The organism is Brockia lithotrophica (genome assembly GCF_003633725.1).
Lineage (GTDB): Bacteria > Bacillota > Bacilli > Thermicanales > DSM-22653 > Brockia > Brockia lithotrophica.
In genome coordinates, this window is the sequence record NZ_RBIJ01000004.1 from 170,893 (window position 1) to 189,615 (window position 18,723).

Sequence of the window (18,723 nt, forward strand, 5' to 3'; positions counted from 1 at the left end):
CCCCGCGCACGCGGGGATGGACCTTGGCTGAGATGCGCCGCGCTGGTGTAAGCAAAGTTTCCCCCGCGCACGCGGGGATGGACCCAGCGGTGATGGCGCTAGGATATTCGGCACTACGTTTCCCCCGCGCACGCGGGGATGGACCTAGTCAAAAGACTTTGTAATAATTTGCCCAGGTGTTTCCCCCGCGCACGCGGGGATGGACCTGATAGATCGCCAAAAAGACGGGCCATGGCCAGGTTTCCCCCGCGCACGCGGGGATGGACCGATCGCGGTCGCCGACTTCACACCCGACTACTCGTTTCCCCCGCGCACGCGGGGATGGACCTCACAAGCAAGATAGACGACGTAAAGAATGCAGGTTTCCCCCGCGCACGCGGGGATGGACCTTGATGTAGCATCTAAAGAAGACGGCGTTGATTGTTTCCCCCGCGCACGCGGGGATGGACCTTTTCTCACAACGTCGAATCTTAGTTGACTTGGGTTTCCCCCGCGCACGCGGGGATGGACCCGTCGACCACGTGTCCGGGTCGACTGAGCTCGCGTTTCCCCCGCGCACGCGGGGATGGACCTGCTGAAAAAGGCCATCGGGGGAGAAGGCCGAAGTTTCCCCCGCGCACGCGGGGATGGACCTCGAGCTCCGCTCTCTCATCGAATCGGAAACGTGTTTCCCCCGCGCACGCGGGGATGGACCTGAACAGGCAGAAGTTATGGGGATGCCGCTTGTGTTTCCCCCGCGCACGCGGGGATGGACCCGCGCTGTCGTGCTGCAGTGATGAGCGCGGAGAGTTTCCCCCGCGCACGCGGGGATGGACCGCACCTGGCCGTCCAGGTACGGAGATGAGGCGAGTTTCCCCCGCGCACGCGGGGATGGACCTGATGAGTATCCGAGATACATGCCGCCTGTTCGGTTTCCCCCGCGCACGCGGGGATGGACCTGGTATAAGATCTTCCACCAGAAGACCTATAGTGTTTCCCCCGCGCACGCGGGGATGGACCTGATCCGCCCGCCGCGCCGGATAGTGGCACACGGTTTCCCCCGCGCACGCGGGGATGGACCTGACGTGTATCTCCCCGCCCCTCAGAACCCCCGGTTTCCCCCGCGCACGCGGGGATGGACCGGCTTGACAAAGATGCTCCTTAAGGGCAACGTGGTTTCCCCCGCGCACGCGGGGGCGGGGGGATGGATGCCCGGATTTTATTTTTTATACCATCTCCTCAGATAGACAGCCTTCGAATTTTACTCCAAGCGGAGGGAATTCGATGTTCGATGCGCACTTGCACTTTGAGGCAATTGTATCCCGAGAGGACGGTACGATCGATTGGGAACGGGCAAAACGGCTTGTCGAGCGTTGGCGCGCAGGCGGCGTGCGGGGGGTATTGGCGGTGTCTGTGGATCGACCGTCGTCCGAAAGGACGCTTGAACTCAAGGAACGGTTTCCCGACTTTGTTTTTGCCGCTTTAGGCGAACACCCGGAGCGACCTTCCTCTTCGGAACGGGAATTCTGGGCGTTGGAGGAACTCATTCGGACAGAACGGGAACGGATTTCGGCGATTGGGGAGATTGGGCTCCCTTACTACGTCGGGGTCGAACGGAAGTCGGCGGTTTTGGAGCGCCTTCGTATTTTTGCTGCTTTGGGACGGGAGCTTGACCTCCCTCTCGTTCTGCATGCCGTCTACGACGGAGCGGCGGAAGCGCTCTCTACCCTGCGGGAAGCTGCGATAGAAAAGGCACACTTTCACTGGCTCAAGGCATCGGATGCCATCGTAGAGCGGATTTTGGATTCTGGATACCGGGTGTCGGTTACGCCGGAAATCTGTTATCAGGAGCGGGCTCGGGTGTTGGCACGGAAGGTTCGGCGGCGTGGGGAGCCTATTCTATTTGAGACGGACGGACCGTGGATGTACGAAGGCCCTTTTGGCGGACGGCCTGCAGATCCTCTATGGCTTTGGGACGTGCTTCGGTGCACTGCGGAGGTGGTCGGTGAAAAAGAAGAGGACCTTTTGGCGTCTGCGGATGCCGCATTTCTTTCGCTGTTCGGAAGTTCGTAGGTAACCCGCTACTTAGATTAGAAACGGTCGAGGGGGTTACTTTCCGCATCGGATCGGGAAGTCTGTTGGTTTCCGGGTGCACCGGGGGAGAAATACACGGATTCACAAGGGCGACGTTACCGGTCGGACGTGGTATACTTCAGGGTGAAAGGGCCGGAGTCAGTTTAAAAGACTGAGAGCAAGTGTGTCGAGAAGTTTTTGGATTTAATAACAATGTTACATTACAAAGGAGTGATAAATATTATTTGCGACTATGAAAGCAAAATCTTATTTAGGTTGAGTTTGGATAATATGAATAAATTTATAAGAAAAATATACGAGAATGATATAACCAATGATGATTTATCGCTTCTTGTAGTAGATGTAGAAACAACGGGATTAAACTACAAAAAGGATCAAATAATAGAGTTTGCTGGTATTGTTTTGATAGCAAATAAAAAAGATAAACGCATAAAAGGTTACATAGACGCTTACGCAGGGGCGCAAGAACCAAGCATACCTATAAAAAAGAAGGTATCAAGAATAACAGGGATAAATAGAGAAGACGTTGTCGGTTTTAGCTTAAATTTAAGTAAGATTAACGAACTATTTAAAATTTCATACTTCGTTATAGCACATAATGCAATTTTCGATAAAAGATTTATAGAAAGATTGCCAAATTTTCGTTACACAAATAAAATTTGGTTAGACACTCTTCATATTAATTGGAAGAAACTTTTAAATATTAAAAATAATACATTAAATGAAATAAAACAATTTTTCAATATAAAAGAAACCATAAACCATTCCGCTCTAGGCGATGCAATATCTTTGTCAATGATTCTACAAGAAAAAATCGATGGCGTATATGTTTTAAGTTATTTATTAACGGATGAACTAATTAGACGCATCGAAAAATATAAGTTTTAACAATTCCAAGGCAGAGGCCGCACACCAATCGGGGTTTCCATGCTTTGCGCGCGTTGTAGGCCCCCTCTTGACTTTGGGAGGCGGACAGTGTATGATAAGCATTGCGCCTCGGAGAATCGCATGAGGTGAGGACTAAGACAGGACGAAACCATGTGGCCCCATCGTCTAGCGGTTTAGGATACCGCCCTCTCACGGCGGAGACACGGGTTCGAGTCCCGTTGGGGTCACCATTTTTATTGGGCATTTAAGACGGAAAATTAAATCTATTATGGATGATCGGCTTTTACTCTCTCCCTTTCAACCCGTACCCTCCCCCTCTCCGCAGAGGAAAAAGGCTGGGATGACCGACCTTCTGCGCTTTGTAGGCTGTCGCCTTTCGTGTATCCTTTTGGGTACACCCACTTGCTGGGAAAAGGGTGGCTTGGGAGGGGGGTTGTCGTCGTGTTCGACGAACGGGTGATCACGCGGGCGATCGTAGAGACGTACCTCGAAGAATTTCGGACGATCGTCGACCTCGACGTCGCCGTCGTCGGTTCGGGTCCGTCGGGGCTCGTTGCCGCGCGGGAACTCGCGAAGCGCGGCTATCGCGTAGCGGTCTTCGAAAAGCGGCTCTCCGTCGGCGGCGGACTTTGGGGCGGCGGGATGCTCATGAACCGAATCGTGGTTCAAGAGTCGGCGCGGCCCGTCCTCGAGGAGTTCGGAGTCCGCACTCGCGAGTATGCCCCGGGCGTATACGTGGCCCATTCGGTCGAAACGGTGGCGGCCCTCGTCTACGGCGCGCTTCAGGCCGGGGCGTATGTCTTCAACGGCGTCGCCATGGAGGACGTCGTCGTGCGCGACGGACGCGTCGCGGGTCTCGTATTGAACTGGGGGGCGGTGCACGCCGCCGGACTTCACGTCGACCCGTTGGCGATCCACTCCCGTGCGGTCCTCGACGCCACGGGCCACGAAGCGGAGGTCGTCCGCAAACTCGCCGCCAAAAACGGGGTATCCCTCACCGTCTCGGGCGAGCGCTCCATGTGGGCAGACCGCGGCGAGGAGGAGACCGTAGCCCTCACGGGCGAGGTTTACCCTGGGCTGTTTGCGAGCGGTATGGCGGCCACCAACGTGTACGGCGGCCACCGCATGGGGCCGATCTTCGGCGGTATGCTTCTTTCGGGCGTGCGTGCCGCCGAACTCATCGCCGAAGCGCTCGGTTCCTGAGCCATCGGGGTTCCCGCGTTCGTCAAAACCGAGAGTCCGTACGGGAGGACCTGAGGGAGGTCGGCGCGAGGTCTCGGGGCTTTTGCGTTCGTCAAAACCCTTCGAACCGCAAATGGCTTCCGCGCCCCCCGGCCTCTGGGGGATCGACGAGGATCCTCCGGGAGATCCGTTCGCGCACTTCCGGGACGTGGCTGATCACGCCGACGAGCATCTCGTGCGTTTCCAGGCGTTCGAGGGCCGTAAGTGCCGTGTTCAGCGCTTCGGGGTCGAGGCCGCCGAACCCTTCGTCGAGGAAGAAGAAGCGCAGAGGGTGCCGGCCGCGGAGTTGGACCGTCCGCGAGAGGGCGAGGGCTAGGGAGAGCGAAGCGAGGAAGCGCTCGCCGCCGGAAAGGGTGCTCGCCGGCCGTTCGAGGCCGCCGTGGGTGTAGTCTCGGACGAGGAAGGTGCCGCTCTCGTCCACCGCGAGGTCATAGCGCCCGCGCGAGAGAAAGCGGAGGTGGGCGCCGGCGTCGACGACGAGGTGTTCGAGGTGCTCGCGTCCGAGGAACTCCACGAGCGCCCGCCCTTGAACGAGGTGTTCCAGTGTTTTGAGGAGCTCCCGCGTGCGGGAGCGCTTTTTTTGTTCTTCCAAGAGTTCCGCGGCGCGCCGTCGGTTCTTTTCCAGTTCGTCGAGGCGGTTTTGCAGGCTTCCGAGCCGGAGCTGTAGTTCTTCCTTCTCGCGCTCGCGTTCTGCGCGTTCGCGCTCTCTCGCCGCCAGGTGTTCCTCGAGGGTTCTAAGAATGCGCTTGGCCCCGGTCACGACGTCGGGCAGTTCAACCTCAAAGCCTTCGACGAGGAGGGCGAGCTCCTCGGATCCCGGAAAGTGGGGAGCTTCCCGAAGTCGTTCTTCGAGGAGGCGGGACGCGGCGTGGAAGCGAATGCGCGCCTCGTTCCGCAGGCGTTCGAATTCTTCCAGCGCCTCGCGCTCGGCGCGGATGCGATCCGGGTCGAGGTGGCCGGAGCGGTAGGCGGCGAGAAGGTCCCGCGGGGAGGGTGGGGTGAGCCCTTCCGGTGTGCCTTGCTCCAGGGCGCTTCGCCACTCTTCTTCTGCCTCGGCCTTTGCCGTTTCCGCCGCCCGAAGGGAGGCCAAAGTCCGTTCGTACCGAACCACCGCCTCGCGGTGGGCTTCTTCGGCTTTCCGGAGGGCGTCTTCGAGCGTTTTCCCGCGCTTCTCGAGTTCGTCGACGAAGCGCGCGACTTCGCCTTCGAGCCTTTGCAATACCTCCGAAGGAGGAAATGCCGGACGCTTGCGGCCTTCCGCTTCGGGAGGGGGTGCCGCCTGTGCGGGGAGCGGCTTTGCTCTCGCGGGGAGGGATACGGCTTCGAAAGACGCCTCGAGGGAGGCGCGGAGAGGGGGAAAGGAGGAGAGCTCGCCGGCGAGTTTTGCCCACTCCTCGTGGATCCTTTTCGCGTCGCGAGCGTACTCCTTGCGCAGGCTCTCGAGTTCTTGTTCGAGGCGGGCGCTTTCGGCATTGAGGGACGCCCACTCTTCCTGAAGGTGCTTCGCCTCGTCTTCGAGGGCGCGCCTTTTCTCAGCGGCGGCCTTGCGCCGCGTTTCCGCGGCGTCGGCGGCCTTGCGGTGCGCTTCGAGTTCGCGGAGGAGACGGTCTACCTCGGAGTAGGGGATGTTCCGGTGGCGTTCGGTCCACGTGCTCCGCGCCGATCGGAGTTCTTTGGCCGCGGCGGCAAGGAGTTCGGCGCGCCTTTCCCACTCTTCCTTTGTCTCCCGCATGCGTTCGCGCAGGGATTGGGCGCTCTGGACGAGCGAATCGAGGCCTTTTTCGAGCTCGAGGCGGCGCGCGAAGGCGTCGCGCCAGTCGTCTTCCAGCGCGCTCACTTCCCAAGCGAGTGCGTCGAGTTCGCCTTCGTCGGACGTCGAACGGTCAGCGGTGAGGGGGAAGCCGCCGGAAGCGAAATCGCCCCGGGTCGCGGTGCTGGGCGGGTTTGTGCCCGCGTCCTCCGAAGCGCAGGAGAGTTCCGAGCCTCCTTCGCCTTCGTCCGTTTCGTCTGCAGGGGAGGGGCGGAGGTGCGGGGGAAGGAGGTCGCGGGCTTCCGCGAGGATCTCGGATACCGTTTCGGATCGGGCTTTAAGGATCTCGAGGCCTTGGGAGAATTCGAGGTGGCGCAGGCGCTGCTCGAGTTCTCTGGCGGCGAAGAGGAGCTCGCGGATGCGCCTTTCGGCCTCGAGGACGGCGTCTTCGGGCGGGAGCTTCTCCGAGTCTGCACGGCCGTAGCCGACCGCTGCGGCATCCCATAGGGCAAATCCCGCGGGCGGCTTAGCGGGGGAAGGGTGGTGCGTGGAGCCGCAGACGGGGCAGGGGGCTCCCGGGACGAGCTTGCGGGCGAAGTGTGCGGCCCAGAGTCGCTCGTGCTCGGCTTCGATTTCGCGTTCGCGGCGTTCGAGCCTTTGGCGAAGGAAGAGGGCGGCTTCCGCAAGGCGTTCGCGCCGTTCGGTGAGACGGCGTTCGTCGGCGTGCGCTTCGCGGTACGCGTTTTCCCACCGGCTCAGGCGTGCCCGGAGATCCGGGAGTCCGTCCGGTGTACGGAAGGCGAGCGCTCCGAGACGGGCGCCGAGGTTTCGGAGGTCCTGCGCCCGCTCGCGCAGTCGTTTCCGCATCTCCTCGATCTTCCACCGTTCCCTCTCCGCGGCTCGGAGTTCCCCTTCGCGCGCGAGGAAGGGTTCGAGGCGGGCCTTTTCCGCCTCCGCTTCCCGCTCCGCCTGTGCGCTTCGCTCCCGTTCTTCCTCGAGCTTTTGGCGCCTTTCTTCGATGTGGCGAAGCTGGTCCTTGGTGCGTTCGAGGTTTTCTCGGGCATCTTTCCCGCGCACAAAAATTTCCTCGAGGCGCTCCCGCGCTTCGCGAAGCTGCCGAAGGCGAAGGCCGAGTTCGACAAGGCGGCGGCGGTCGCGTTCCCCGTCCGCGCGGTGCGCGTCTACGGCGCGTTGGAGTTCTTCCTTCTGTGCAGAAGCGTTTTCCGCTTCGGCCTGCGCGCGCTCGAGCGCCTGCCCGAGCTCGGCGAGGGCGTTCCTCCGGTCCTCGAGGCGCTCCGCGTGGGGAACGAGAGTGAGGAGGAATTCCTCCTGCCGCAAGCGGCGTTCGCGTTCGCGGGCGGCGGGAACTTCTCCTTCGCGGCGGAGGAGTTCTTCGGCGTGGGCGGCCCAGCCTTCCAAGGCTTCCTGTACGCGTCCGAGGAGGAGGAGTTCGCCGTCCAGCGCGGTGAGCTTCTCCCGCACCCGGGTGAGCTCGTCTTCTGTGGCGCGAATTTCCCCCCGGAGGGCCGAGAGCGCCTCCTCGGAGGTGTCTCCGAGGCTCCGGAACTCTGCCTCGAGCACTTTGAGTTCACCTTCGACGGTTTCTAGGCGCCGCTTCACCTTTTCGTACAAATCCTTTCCGTACCTTTCGAGTGCGAATAGGCGTTCTAGCATCCCTTTACGTTCCGCCGGGGCGAGCGTGAGGAATTCGGCAAACCGGCCCTGGGGGAGGATCACGGAGCGGAGGAAGTCGTCTTCGTGGAGGCCGAGGAGCTCGCGGACCGCGGCGTCTACTTCGCGCACGCGGTCGGCCAGGGGGACCCAGCGGGGTTCTCCCGGAGCGCGGCGGAGGAGGCGCGCCGCCCGCGTCGCCACGGAGAAGGGGTCACCGCCGGTACTGCGGCGGAACTCCCGTTCGACGTGGTAGAGGACCTCGTTCCCGCCTTCTTCGAGGGAAAAGGTGAAGGCTACATACGCTTCGTCCCGTGCGACGTGGATCACGCCGCGGGAGCGCGAGGAGCGGTCCACGCTCCCGTACAAGGCGAGGGTGATCGCGTCGAGAAGCGTCGACTTCCCACTCCCCGTAGGGCCGAAGATGCCGAAGACGCCGCTTTTCAGACGAGAAAAGTCGACCTCCGCGGGGTCGGCGTAGCTGTGGATTCCGTCGAGGCGGAGGCGGTGGGGACGCACGGGTTTCCTCCCTCGGTGGCGAAGTGCGCGTGTTTTTCCGGCGACTAGAGGCTCGCCGCGGGAAGGCCCTCGTCGCCTTCGGCGAGGAGTTCGAGGAAGAGGCGGACGAGGTCTTCCTCGGGGTCTTTGCCTCCGGTGCGTTCGCGGTAAAACCGGCGGAAGAATTCTTCCGGCGGCCGGTCGGCGGTGACGGAGATGCTCTCGCGCGCGGTTTCCGGCAGGATGGGGCGGATGATGAGGATTCCCGGGTGGCGGCGGCGGACTTCGCGGACGACCTCCGAGTCCAGGGGGACGGGGGTGTGGACGACGACTTCTACCCACGCCCCTCGGTCCGCGTCGGAGCGGGCGTAGCGGAGGAGCTCTTCGGCGCCGCCCAGAAACGTGTGGCGGACGAGCGGTTTTCCGCGCCGCAGGGGAAGCCACGTGAGGCGCGCCTGGGGGGGACTTCCCTCCCAGGTGACGAGGACGACGCGCTTGCTCTGTCCCGCCTCGGAAAAGGAGAGGGCGAGCGGAGAACCGCTGTACGCCCCCGTGGCGGGTGCGGGCAGCTCCTGAGGTCGGTGGAGGTGGCCGAGGGCGACGTAGGCGACGGGCGGGAAGTCCTCCGGTGCGAGGGCGTAGGCGCCTCCGACTTCGATGGGGCGTTCGGAGTCGCTCGTACTCCCTCCCAATACGAAGAGGTGTGCCGCGAGCACCGCAGGTACTTCGGCGGGTACGGAGGCGAGCAGGCGACCGAAGATCTGGCGCATCTTGGCGGCGTAGGCGGAGCGGCGGGCGGAGGTCCCGTCGTACGGTATGTCTCCAGGTACGGTTTCGCCCGCGCCGGGCGGCGCGCCCACGGGGTCGGTTTCGCCCGCGCCGGACAGCGTGCCCACGGGGTTGGTTTCTCCCGCGCCGGGCGGCGTGCCTAGGGGGTTGGTTTCGCCCGCGCCTTGCCCGCGGTCCGGATCCTCACCCGAGATACCGTCCGGATCCGCTTCCAGGCCGCCCCCGCCCCGCTCGGGGCTTTGTCTGTCGTTTGGGCTGCTCCCTTCTTCGACCGCGTAGATGACCTCCCGGAGTCGGACTTCGGAGACGTACGGCACGGGGAGCACCGCGATGCGCTCGGGAGCCCCGCGCACGGGTCGGCGCGCCTCAAAGAGGAGGGGCTTTTCGGGTACGCGGCCGACGAGGTGGATTCCCCGTTCGTGGGCCAGCGGGTGGGCGGCCGCAATGCGCTCGGGGCTGTCGTGGTTGCCGGCGAGGACGACGACCTGGCGACCGCCTTCGGCGAGGCGGGCGAGCGTTTCGTACAGGAGGGTTTCGGCCCACGCCGGGGGGTTGTACCTGTCGTAGACGTCGCCGGCGACGAGGACGAGGTCTACGTCTTCTTCGCGGGCGATCTCCACGATTTCCTCGAGAACCGCCGCCTGCTCCTCTTTGCGGTCTCGGCCTTCGAGCGTGCTGCCGAGGTGCCAGTCGGCCGTGTGCAAGATGCGCATTTCGTCTCCTCCCGATGGGTAGGTACCGGCTTGGGGGCGGAGCGCCAGAAACGAGTCCCGTTTCCCTCGGGTACGATACCGGCCTGGGGATCAGGAGAATCGGGGGTCCGAATTCAGCCTCCGGTTCCCTTTCGGGGGATTAGGTCTCGCCGAGAGAGCGGGAGTACCGGTGGGAGAGCGGGAGTACCGGTGGAAGGGCGGGGGTACCGACAGGTGGGCGGAAGTACGCGGGCGGAGGTCGTCAGAAGATCCGTACGGCGCGGTCTACGCCTCCGTCCCCCGTGAGGCTACCGAATCGGCCCTTGCCGGCGAGCTCTTCTCCGAAGGCGTACAGCCACCCTTCGCGCGGAAGTTCGCCGAGGAGGTCGCGCACCGCGCAGGCGTACACGTAGAGCTGGGCCTTGTAGATCCGCGGGTCGAGGATTCGGTCCGTCTTGTAGTCGAGGAGGACGTACCCTCCGTCTTCCCGGAAGAGGACGTCGAAGATCCCTTGCACGACCACCGCGTCGAGGCCCGCCGTCCGCCCGCCGTTGTCTGGGGTTTGGGATTTCCCGCGGACGGCGTCCACCCACGCGCAAAACGCCTGGAGGTCCTGGGTTGGAAAGGCCGGACGTTCTCGGTCGATCTCCGCGTTTGCCGCCGAAGAGGACGTACCGGAGGGGGCGGGGGTCGGCGTTTTCGAGGGCAGGTCTACCTCGAGGAGCGCGGCGGCAACCTCGGCCGGGAGGTTCCAGAGGAACGGCCGTTCGCGGTGGACGCTCTCTGCCTTGCGCAGGCGTTGTCCGAGGGGGTGGAGGAAGAATTCCCAAATCCGCTTGAGGGGGATGAGGGGTCGGTCTTCGGGGGTGAGGCGCCCTTCCTCCACGAGCCGGTCGAGCTCCCGGGCGAGCGCCTCTTCGTCCGCCGCGCGGGTTACGTCGACGAAGCGGAGGAAGGTGTGGACCGCCGTACCGCGCCGGAGGCCTTCTTCTGCGGCTTCGGCGTCCGCCCGCCGGATTTCGCCGGAGGACGCGCCTTTGCCCCAGGGGGAAGGGGCTCTCCGCCCGCCCACGGCGTCGCGCGTTTCCGCCCCGTTTTGCACCTCGAATGCCGCCATCGCCCACAACGCGTCGATGGAGGCGACGTCGTCGGCGAGGGCAAAGGCTTCCAAGCGTTTGCGGATTTCCGTGACGGTGAGCTTGGCGGGAAGCGCCGTGTGGGGGACCCAAGGGTACACATCGAGGGCGCTCGCCTCCAAGGGGAGGACGCGCGCGAGGAGCGCGTGGGCCGCGGTTTCGTCCGCACCGTCGGGGCCACCGGGTACGGCCTCTGGGAGGGGACCTCGTTCCTCCTTACGCGGCGATGCCACCGCGCGCAGGAGGAACGGGGGCACGAAGAGCTCGCGGGTTGGGCTTTCGCCCGAAAGAAGGCGTTCGAACTCTTCGGCGAGGCCGCGGGTGTGCGCCTCGAGGTAGAGGACGGGGAAAAGGAGTTCGGCAAAAGAGTGGGCATCGAGCTTTTGCGTCACGGGGAGGACGACGCGTTCTTCGGCCGAATCCGTTCCGGCGTCTGCCGCGTTTCGAACGAAGTTCCGAACACTTGAGGAGGGGGGAAAGCTCTTGCGCACGCGGTCGAGCCTCTTGCCGAGGTCGTTTTCCACGAAGGGAAGGACGACCTTTTCCCGCGCGCGCGTGAGCGCGACGTAGAGGAGGCGAAGCTCTTCGGCAAGGCGGTCGCGCTTTTGCCGCGCGCTTGCGAAGAGCCACGGAAGCGTCGGGTAGCTCATGTGCCGTTCCGCGTCGATTTCGCGTAAGGCGACGCCGATGTCCCGGTGGAGGATGACGTCCTCTTCGGCGTCCCTCACGTAAAACGGCTGCGCGAGCCCCGCGAGGACGACCACGGGAAACTCGAGCCCCTTGCTCTGGTGGATCGTGAGGATGCGGACGGCTTGTCCTTCGTCTTCGGCCGCCGCTTCCCCGTCTTCGAAGAGGTCCCGTTCCGCGAGCGTGTCGAGCTCCTCGAGGAGTTCGCCGAGGGGGCGCTTTCCCCGCCGTTCGCTCCGGCGAAACCAATCGACGAGGCGGCGAAGGCGCGCTTCCAAGGTACGCCCCGTGGGGAGGGCGGCCCCCCAGAGGTCGAACCCGAGTTCGCGCAGGAGGCGTTCGGCGAGCTCTGCCGTGGAGAGGTCGCGGGCGAGGTCGCGCCAGTGCGCGAGGGCGCGGACGAAGTCCCGCAGACGGGGGTACGCCTGGGCGAGGACTTCGTGCACTTCCGGGTGGTCTTTCGCGATGCCCGGGTCCCCTTCGGCGGTGCGGAAGACGGCCTCCCAGTAGGGAATCTCGGGGTGGGCGATGCGCACCGCGGCCAGCTCCTCGGCCGTAAGGCCCACGACCGGAGACGAGAGTACGCCCACGAGCGGGACGCTCCGCGCGGGGTTGTCCACGACGCGCAGGACGTTGAGAAAGGTCTGGACGTCTGGATCGTCGAAGAGGCTCCCGCGCGTCACCGCGCGCACGGGAACGCCCAGACGTTCCAGCTCGCGCACGTAGACGGGAAGCCACGTGCGGCTCCGGAGGAGGATCGCCGTGTCTTCCGGTGCGACGCCGTCTTCGGCGAGGGCGCGGGCGATCACCCGGGCTTCTCCCTCGGCCCGAAGGAACTCCACGAGGGCGGCGGCCCCGGCGTCGTTCTCCGCATCGTCTGCTTCGGGGGCATCTCCTTCTTCGTCGGACACGGCACCTCCCGTGCCTTTACTCCCGGGGGTGGGGGCATCCGAGGGGCGTTTGCCGTGCCGTTCGAGTAGGGCGTAAAACTCGCGGAGCACGGGGTCGCGGGCGGGAGACTCCCTCTCTGCGGTGGAGGCGTCCGCCGCCAAGTCCCGCAGGTCGGCGAAATACACGGCGATTCCAGGTCGGTTTTGGGGTGTGGCGTGGGGTGCGGGCAATAGGCGGTGCCCTTCGTGGTAGTCGATGCCCCCGATTTCCCGTTCCATGAGGGCGCCTATGAGGCGGTTTACGCCGTCCAAAAGTTCGGGGATGCTCCGGAAGTTGTGCGGGAGGTCGACGCGGAATCCTTCGGGAGGGGTTTCCGATCCCGCGGAAGTCCTCTCCCCTTCCAAGGTCGCCCTTCCTTCGGGACCTTGGGGGTGGGCGGAGTAGGGGCTTTTTTCTCCCGGCAGACTCAAGGGGGTATAGCGCTCGTAGAGTTCGAGAAAGAGGCGCGGTTCGGCGAGGCGGAAGCCGTAGATGCTCTGCTTTACGTCGCCAACGAAAAAGAGCTTTTCCGGCGGGGCGATCTCCCGGAGGAGGGCCATTTGCACGGGGTTTAGGTCTTGTGCCTCGTCTACGAGCACTCCTTCGAAGGTAGCCCGAAGTTCCTTTGCCAGAAGGCCGTCGTCTTGCCTGAGGAGCTTCAAGGACAGCTGCTCCAGGTCTTCGAAGTCCAGAACGCCGAGCGCGCGCTTGCGCCTTTCGTACGCCTCGAGGAAGCCCCGGGACCATTCCACAAAACGCTCGACGTCTGGGGTGATGCGGGCCACGGCTTCGCGCACTTCCTCCAACGGTCGGGCGAAGTAGCTCGTTTGGAGTTTCTTGACGGCCTTTTTGACCTTATCCCTGCGGTTTGTCACGGCCTCTTTGAGCCCTGGGTCGATTTCGTCGCCTTTCCCCTTGCGAATCGGCGGCAGGCGTTCAAAGGAGAGCTCCTTGAGCTCCTGGGCAAAGGGGTCCCATTGGGTTTTTTCGGCGAGGGTGGCGATGGCGTCCCGCTCTTCCAAGAGCCTTTCGAGGTACACCTGCGGGCCGCCCGGTTCTCGGGCCAAGGCGATGGCTTCCTCGAGCAGGCGCACCGCGTTGGCGATCTTCGCCCGCGTTTCGAGGAGGGCTCCCTCCTGCCAGCGCCTGAGCGCCTCTTCAGCTTCTGGAGAAAGAGCTTCGGGCGAACGGGCGGCGCGGTAGGGGAGGAGGACCTCTTCGAACCACTTCTCCGGGTCGGGGGTTACGCGGGCGAAGCGCACGAGGCTCAAAACCACTTCTTCGAGTTTGCCGAGTTGGTGCACGGGGTGACCGTAGCGCGCGAGAAATGCCCGTGCGGCTGCGGCATCCTCGCGGAAGAAGCGGTCTACGGCTTCGCGCAGGTAGCTGCGGAGGACCTCCTCTTGGAGAAGCTGCGCCTCGGCGTCGTCGAGCAAGGTGAAGCGCGGGCTCAGGCCGATCTTTTGCCCGTGGCGCCGGAGGAGGTCGGCGAGGTAGGCGTGGAGCGTTTGGATGGGTGCCCGCCCGAGGAGGAAGATCTGCCGGCGCAGGCGCTGCGCCTCGCGGGTATTCGCGCCCGCGTGTTCCTGCAGGCGCTCTTGGAGGGCGCGGCGGATCCTCGCCTTCATCTCTTCGGCTGCCGCGCGCGTGAAGGTGACGACGAGGAGGCGGTCGATGTCGACCCGCTCTTCGAGGACGAGGCGCATGACGCGGGCTACGAGCACCGCTGTCTTGCCGCTTCCCGCCGAAGCCGACACGAGGAGAGGGCCGCCCGGATGGGAGATGGCGAGGAGTTGTTCCGGCGTCCAGTTCACGCTGTCTCCCCCTTCCCCGAGGCTTCGGAAAAGGCCGCAAAGATCGCCTCTCCGTCTACCTTGGGCACGTTGCGAAGGCGTGTCTCGTGGCGGTACGGGCAGATCGTCCGAAAGGGGCAGGTTTCGCAGGCGTCTTTCCCCCCGAGACGGATGGGGTGGGGGGAAATGTCGCCGGCGAGGGAACGCCGCGCGGCGTCGACGAGGAGGAGCTTTGCGAGCTCTACGAGCATGTCGAATTCCTCTGCGGTAAACGCAGGGGAGCGCGCGGAGACTTCTCCGGACCGTTTGATCTCGGTGGGAACGAAGGGCGACCAGCGCCCCCCCGCGGATCCGTCCGCGAGACCTCGGTCCATGGCCTTGAGGATCTCCGGATCGCGGAGCACGCGGCCTTCCCAGCGGAAGTTCTTGAGGAATTCTCTCCGGTAGAGGTCGTCCGCTTCGGCGTCACCTCCGGAGGGTTCCGGAGGGAGATCCGTCCTCGAGGGAGGGCGGTGGATTGGGACATAGACCATTCCGGCGGGCCTGCGAATTCGGGAAGGCGGGCTGCCGGGGTTGTCGTCGTGGGGAAGGTGCAGGGCAGCGAGGAGGTATGCGGGCAATTGGATGTCGGTTCCGTACGCAAAGGCGGGGAGGTCGAAGGTGCGCTTCGACGTCTTGTAGTCGATCACGCGCACGAACTCTTCGCGGGGGGCTTCGGTCTTTGGCCGCCAGACGTCGAGACGGTCGATCCGCCCCACGAGCACGAGGCGAACAGAAACGCCTTCGAGAAAGCCGAGCTCGTAGGAAATGGGAAGCTCGGTGTACATGGCGGCGAATTCGCTGCGCCGCCTTTCTTCCCGCACGATTTCGGCGATGCGCCGTAGGGTGGGAACGAGGAGCGCCCTCCCGACTTCGCTTCGGAGAAGTGGGCGCAATCGCGCGTAACGTCCCGGAGAGTCGTCGACGAGCTCCGCGAGGAGCCGTTCATACTCGGCCTCGGCCGCAAGGAGCGGTTTATACTCGGCTCCGTCCGCCTGCGGGAGCTCTGCCTTTGCGGCACCGGGGTTGCCCTCCGACGCTTCTCGGGAGAGGTCGCGGAGGAGGCGGCGCAAGAAGTCGTGGAGGAGCGTTCCTAAATCCGCGGCATCGAGAGGGCCGGAGTTTTCTTCCAGCCGCAGCCCGTACGCGAGGAAGTGTCGATAGGGGCAGGCGTAAAAGGCTTCCGCCCGCGACGCGCTCAGCGAAAGGCGTAAGCCGCCCCCCTCTTCCCGCTCGAGGTAGAGGCGAGAGGCCAGGTTGGGAGAAAGCTGCGGCGGAGAAAGGGAGCGCCTGCGGAGGAGGATTTCGTGGCGGGGAGAGAGTGCGCCGGTCGGCATGCTCCCCACCGGGAGCGGGTCAGACGCCCTCCCGACTTCCCAGGGGTTCGTCGCGGCGGATGGTTCGGGTGCGTCGGCGGTTTCTCCGAGGACGTAGAGGAAGGGAGAAGGGTTGCGCGCCTCAAACCCGTCGGTGAGCGAGTAGGAGAGGTAAAGGCGTTCGCGGGCGCGGCTGAGCGTACGGTAGGCGATCCACACCTCCCGCCGCTCTTCCTCCTCGTCGTCCGCGAGTTCGACGTTCCAGGCGCGCAACGCCTCGCGTTCCCGCGCGTCAAAGAGGGAACCCGAAACCTGCGGTCGGGGGAAGGACCCGTCCGCCATTCCGAGGACGAAGGCCACGCGCACGTCTGCAAACTCGCCGCGGTCCGCGAGCACGAGGTGCACCTGGTCGAGCGTCGGCGGGACGAGCCCTACGGTGAGGCCTTCGAAACCGGCGAGGAGGATGTGGAAGAACTCATCCGCCGTGAGTTCCTCGTTTCCGAGGAGGAGGGTGAGTTCGTCGGCGTAGGAGCGCCAAAGGCGCCAAATTTGGCGGTGGACTTGCGCCCGCTCAAACTCGCCGCGTTCCCGCGCCTCTTCTTCCCAGGCTCGGAACCGTTCGGGAAACCGGCGTTCTTCGCCGAAGGCGTCGAGGAGGCGGATCCCCTCGGCTACCCGCAGGCGCCCGCGGAACGCGCGGCGCAGGCGCAGGATCGGAAGGAGGCTTTCTCTCACGACGCGGTTTACGTCCTCGGTCACCCGTTCGTCCTGGGCGAGGACTTGCTTGAGGCGGCGGGAGAGCTCGCCCCCCGCGCCGAGGATGCGGATTTCGTACGCGCGCGCGAGGAGTTCCAGGCGGTCGACGGCCTCGCGGAAGCGCGCGACTTCCATCCCCTGCGGGAGGAGGAGTTCCGTCCGCAGGCAGGCGAGGGCCGTCTCCCGGTCCGCACGGCGGCGGGAAAGCCTCGCGAGGCGTCCGAGGAAGAAGAAAAAGGGGTGGGCGGCGACGCCCGCGCGCGTGACCTGGAAAAAGGGGATGCGGTGGCGGGCGAAGGTCGCCTCCAAGAGCGGTCCGTACGCTTCGTCGCGAAAGTACACGGCGATGTCGCGGAAGCGGTACGCGCCCGTGCCCACGAGGCGGAGGATTTCCTGTGCCGCGGCTTCCACTTCTTCGCTCGGCCGCGCGTACGCCGAGACCCGTAGTCCCGGATCGGCGGTCGCCGCGCCGGGATGCGCTTCACGCCGCAGGCAGGTTTCTCCGTCTCCGTCGGCCTGCTTTGTACCGCCGAAAAAGCCTTCCACGCATTCGACCGCCCTGCGGAGGTCGGGATGGAGGAAGCGCGGGCGCCCGCGAAATTCTTTGACCTTTACCTCGATGCCCCGGGCTTCGGCGCCCTTTCGCAGGCGTTCGTAAAGGGCGGCGGCGTCCGCCCAGAGAAGCCCAGGATCCCCGGGGGCGTCGGACCTTTCGCCGGCGGGCGGATCGGAGCGCAAGGTCGACGCTTCGGGGTCGAGCGTCAGGGCGACGTACGCCTCCCGGCTCATGCCTATGAGGAGGAGGAGTACTTCCTGTTCGAGCGGAGAGAGCCGTTCGAAGCCGTCGACGTACACCATGCTCTCGTTCAGGAGTTCGCGGGAATTCCGGAGGCGATCCGCTAGGCGCGCGAGGCGGTCGGGATAATCGCCGAACTTCTCACCCAATACGCGGTCGCGCTCCTGCCAGAGGCGGAGGAGGGCCCTGAGTTTCTCGCGCAGGCGGAGGAGTTCCGCAGGGCTCGCTTCTCCTCGGGCCGGCGCTTCCGTGTTTTCCCTCTCCTCTGTCGGCTTTTCCGCTTCGCCCAAGCGCTCGTAGAGGTCTTCGAGATCCCGCGCCGTGAGTCGGCTGTGGCGAAACTCGTCGATCGCCTCGCGCAGAATGCGCGGGGCGTCGGGACCGAGGCCGGCGAAGACCCCTTCGTCCGTTCGGGAGCTGTCGCGGGTGACGAAGTAGGCGAGGAGCGCCTGCACCGCCGCCGGGCTTACGGGGCGTAGGGGCTCGTCTCTCCCCTCGCCTTCTAACCACCAAAAGAGGCGGCCGAGACCGACCACCTGCGTGCGGATCACGCCGCGCAGACCGGAGGCGAGGAGCGCCCGTTCGGCGTCGTGCGTCATGTGCTCCGGAACGATGTAGAGGAGAGGGGGGCCGAGCGGATCCTCCCGTTCGCGCTGCCGGAGCTCTTGGAGAATCCACTCCGTCTTGCCGCTTCCCGCCGGTCCCAAGAGAAACGTAAGTCCCATCCGCCGACTCCCCTTCGGGAAACCCGAAAACATGCGTTCGGTATTTCTTAGCTTCTAAGCTAGCAGGTCCTCCCGCGTCTGACAAGGGGGTGGGACGCGCGAGCCTCCGTTCTTCTGCGCTATCCGTTTCGAATCTTCGCTTTACTGCACCTCTTCCCTGCGGTACCCTGAAAAAGGGGGTGTGCGATGTACCGCCTCTACATCGTCGAAGACGACGCATCCCTTCGGACGCTCTTGGCGGAAAATCTGGTGCGCTACGGGTACACGGTGGAAGCGTCGCGCGAGGAGGACTTTCCTGTCTTGGACCGGGTCGTGCGGGAGTTCGATCCGTTCCGCAACACATGGACAAATGTCACGGTTGCTTCCTGCTTCGACGAGGAGGTGCTCGTAGACCACGGCTGACCGTGTTCCGCCGCATAGCTCCTCTCCACAGGCGTCACTTCCCGCGGAACTCGCGGTAGGGCAGTCTATACGCCGACTGCCAGGGCAAATTTGAGCAGGTTCTTCGCCGCGTTTTCGTCTCGGTCGTGGCGAGTGCCGCACACCGGACACGTCCACGCCCGGACAGAAAGCGGAAGCTCAGAAAGTACGTACCCGCAGACAGAACACGTCTTCGACGTCGGTGCAAAGCGGTTCACCTTCACCATCCGCACTCCCCGAAGCTTGGCTTTCGCTTCGAGGAGCGTCCGGAAGGTGCTCCAGCCGACGTCGGCGATGTAGCGGGCAAGGCGGTTGTTTTTGAGCATGCCGGCGACGTTTAGATCTTCAATCGCGATCACCGGATGCGTCCGGACGAGTTCGGTCGTGAGCTTGTGGAGGAAGTCCAACCGGATGTTTTGAATCCGGAGGTGGAGTCTGGCAAGTTCAAGGCGCGCCTTTTCGTAGTTCTTCGTGCGTTCGATGAGTCTTCCGGTTTTGTCCCGCACACCCCGGCGGGAAAGA

At 64.2% G+C, this 18,723-nt stretch carries 9 protein-coding genes, 1 tRNA gene and 1 CRISPR repeat array (1 of these 11 only partly in view); of the genes, 5 read left to right on the forward strand and 5 right to left on the reverse strand.

Annotated elements, in window-relative coordinates; genetic code table 11:
• Positions 1 to 1,182: direct repeats of the CRISPR family, unit length 28 nt; unit sequence GTTTCCCCCGCGCACGCGGGGATGGACC (it extends 66 nt beyond the left edge of the window).
• Between the two features lie 81 nt (positions 1,183 to 1,263).
• From C7438_RS07190 to C7438_RS07205, 4 genes are all read left to right on the forward strand, one after another.
• Positions 1,264 to 2,052: a TatD family hydrolase gene (locus C7438_RS07190; RefSeq protein WP_121444684.1), complete on the forward strand. Its 789-nt coding sequence runs from the start codon at positions 1,264 to 1,266 to the stop codon at positions 2,050 to 2,052.
• Between the two features lie 291 nt (positions 2,053 to 2,343).
• Complete coding sequence (locus C7438_RS07195) at positions 2,344 to 2,961, forward strand: 3'-5' exonuclease (protein ID WP_170143633.1); 618 nt, start codon at positions 2,344 to 2,346, stop codon at positions 2,959 to 2,961.
• Between the two features lie 154 nt (positions 2,962 to 3,115).
• A tRNA-Glu gene (locus C7438_RS07200) sits at positions 3,116 to 3,191 on the forward strand.
• 211 nt (positions 3,192 to 3,402) lie between these two features.
• A complete protein-coding gene (locus C7438_RS07205) occupies positions 3,403 to 4,164 on the forward strand; it encodes a sulfide-dependent adenosine diphosphate thiazole synthase (protein ID WP_289626240.1) in 762 nt (253 codons plus the stop codon).
• A 91-nt stretch (positions 4,165 to 4,255) separates the two neighbouring features.
• On the opposite strand, the gene C7438_RS07210 is transcribed toward C7438_RS07205, so the two are convergent.
• From C7438_RS07210 to C7438_RS07225, 4 genes are all read right to left on the reverse strand, one after another.
• Positions 4,256 to 8,143: an AAA family ATPase gene (locus C7438_RS07210; protein ID WP_147402019.1), complete on the reverse strand. Its 3,888-nt coding sequence runs from the start codon at positions 8,141 to 8,143 to the stop codon at positions 4,256 to 4,258.
• A gap of 44 nt (positions 8,144 to 8,187) precedes the next feature.
• The gene (locus C7438_RS09270) at positions 8,188 to 9,624 is read right to left on the reverse strand and encodes an exonuclease SbcCD subunit D (protein ID WP_211322128.1); all 1,437 of its coding nucleotides are present in this window, start codon (positions 9,622 to 9,624) and stop codon (positions 8,188 to 8,190) included.
• Between the two features lie 241 nt (positions 9,625 to 9,865).
• Positions 9,866 to 14,170 carry a UvrD-helicase domain-containing protein gene (locus C7438_RS07220; RefSeq protein WP_121444688.1) on the reverse strand — a complete coding sequence of 1,435 codons (4,305 nt, stop codon included), beginning with the start codon at positions 14,168 to 14,170 and terminating at the stop codon, positions 9,866 to 9,868.
• The gene (locus tag C7438_RS07225) at positions 14,167 to 17,781 is read right to left on the reverse strand and encodes a PD-(D/E)XK nuclease family protein (RefSeq protein WP_121444689.1); all 3,615 of its coding nucleotides are present in this window, start codon (positions 17,779 to 17,781) and stop codon (positions 14,167 to 14,169) included. The genes C7438_RS07220 and C7438_RS07225 overlap by 4 nt, the downstream gene beginning before the upstream one ends.
• 186 nt (positions 17,782 to 17,967) lie before the next feature.
• Between C7438_RS07225 and C7438_RS07230 the strand changes: the two genes are divergently transcribed.
• The gene (locus tag C7438_RS07230; protein ID WP_121444690.1) at positions 17,968 to 18,183 is read left to right on the forward strand and encodes a response regulator; all 216 of its coding nucleotides are present in this window, start codon (positions 17,968 to 17,970) and stop codon (positions 18,181 to 18,183) included.
• A 65-nt stretch (positions 18,184 to 18,248) separates the two neighbouring features.
• Here the strand turns inward: C7438_RS07230 and C7438_RS07235 are convergent.
• Positions 18,249 to 18,723 (reverse strand): RNA-guided endonuclease TnpB family protein (locus C7438_RS07235; protein ID WP_147402020.1); only part of this gene is annotated, 475 nt, incomplete at its 5' end.

What these genes read in the sequence shown, in the direction of transcription:
- C7438_RS07190 (WP_121444684.1), top strand. Translation starts at nt 1,264, where the DNA reads ATGTTCGATGCGCACTTGCACTTTGAGGCAATTGTATCCCGAGAGGAC.
- C7438_RS07195 (WP_170143633.1), top strand. Translation starts at nt 2,344, where the DNA reads ATGAATAAATTTATAAGAAAAATATACGAGAATGATATAACCAATGAT.
- C7438_RS09270 (WP_211322128.1), bottom strand. Translation starts at nt 9,624, where the DNA reads ATGCGCATCTTGCACACGGCCGACTGGCACCTCGGCAGCACGCTCGAA.
- C7438_RS07225 (WP_121444689.1), bottom strand. Translation starts at nt 17,781, where the DNA reads ATGGGACTTACGTTTCTCTTGGGACCGGCGGGAAGCGGCAAGACGGAG.
- C7438_RS07230 (WP_121444690.1), top strand. Translation starts at nt 17,968, where the DNA reads ATGTACCGCCTCTACATCGTCGAAGACGACGCATCCCTTCGGACGCTC.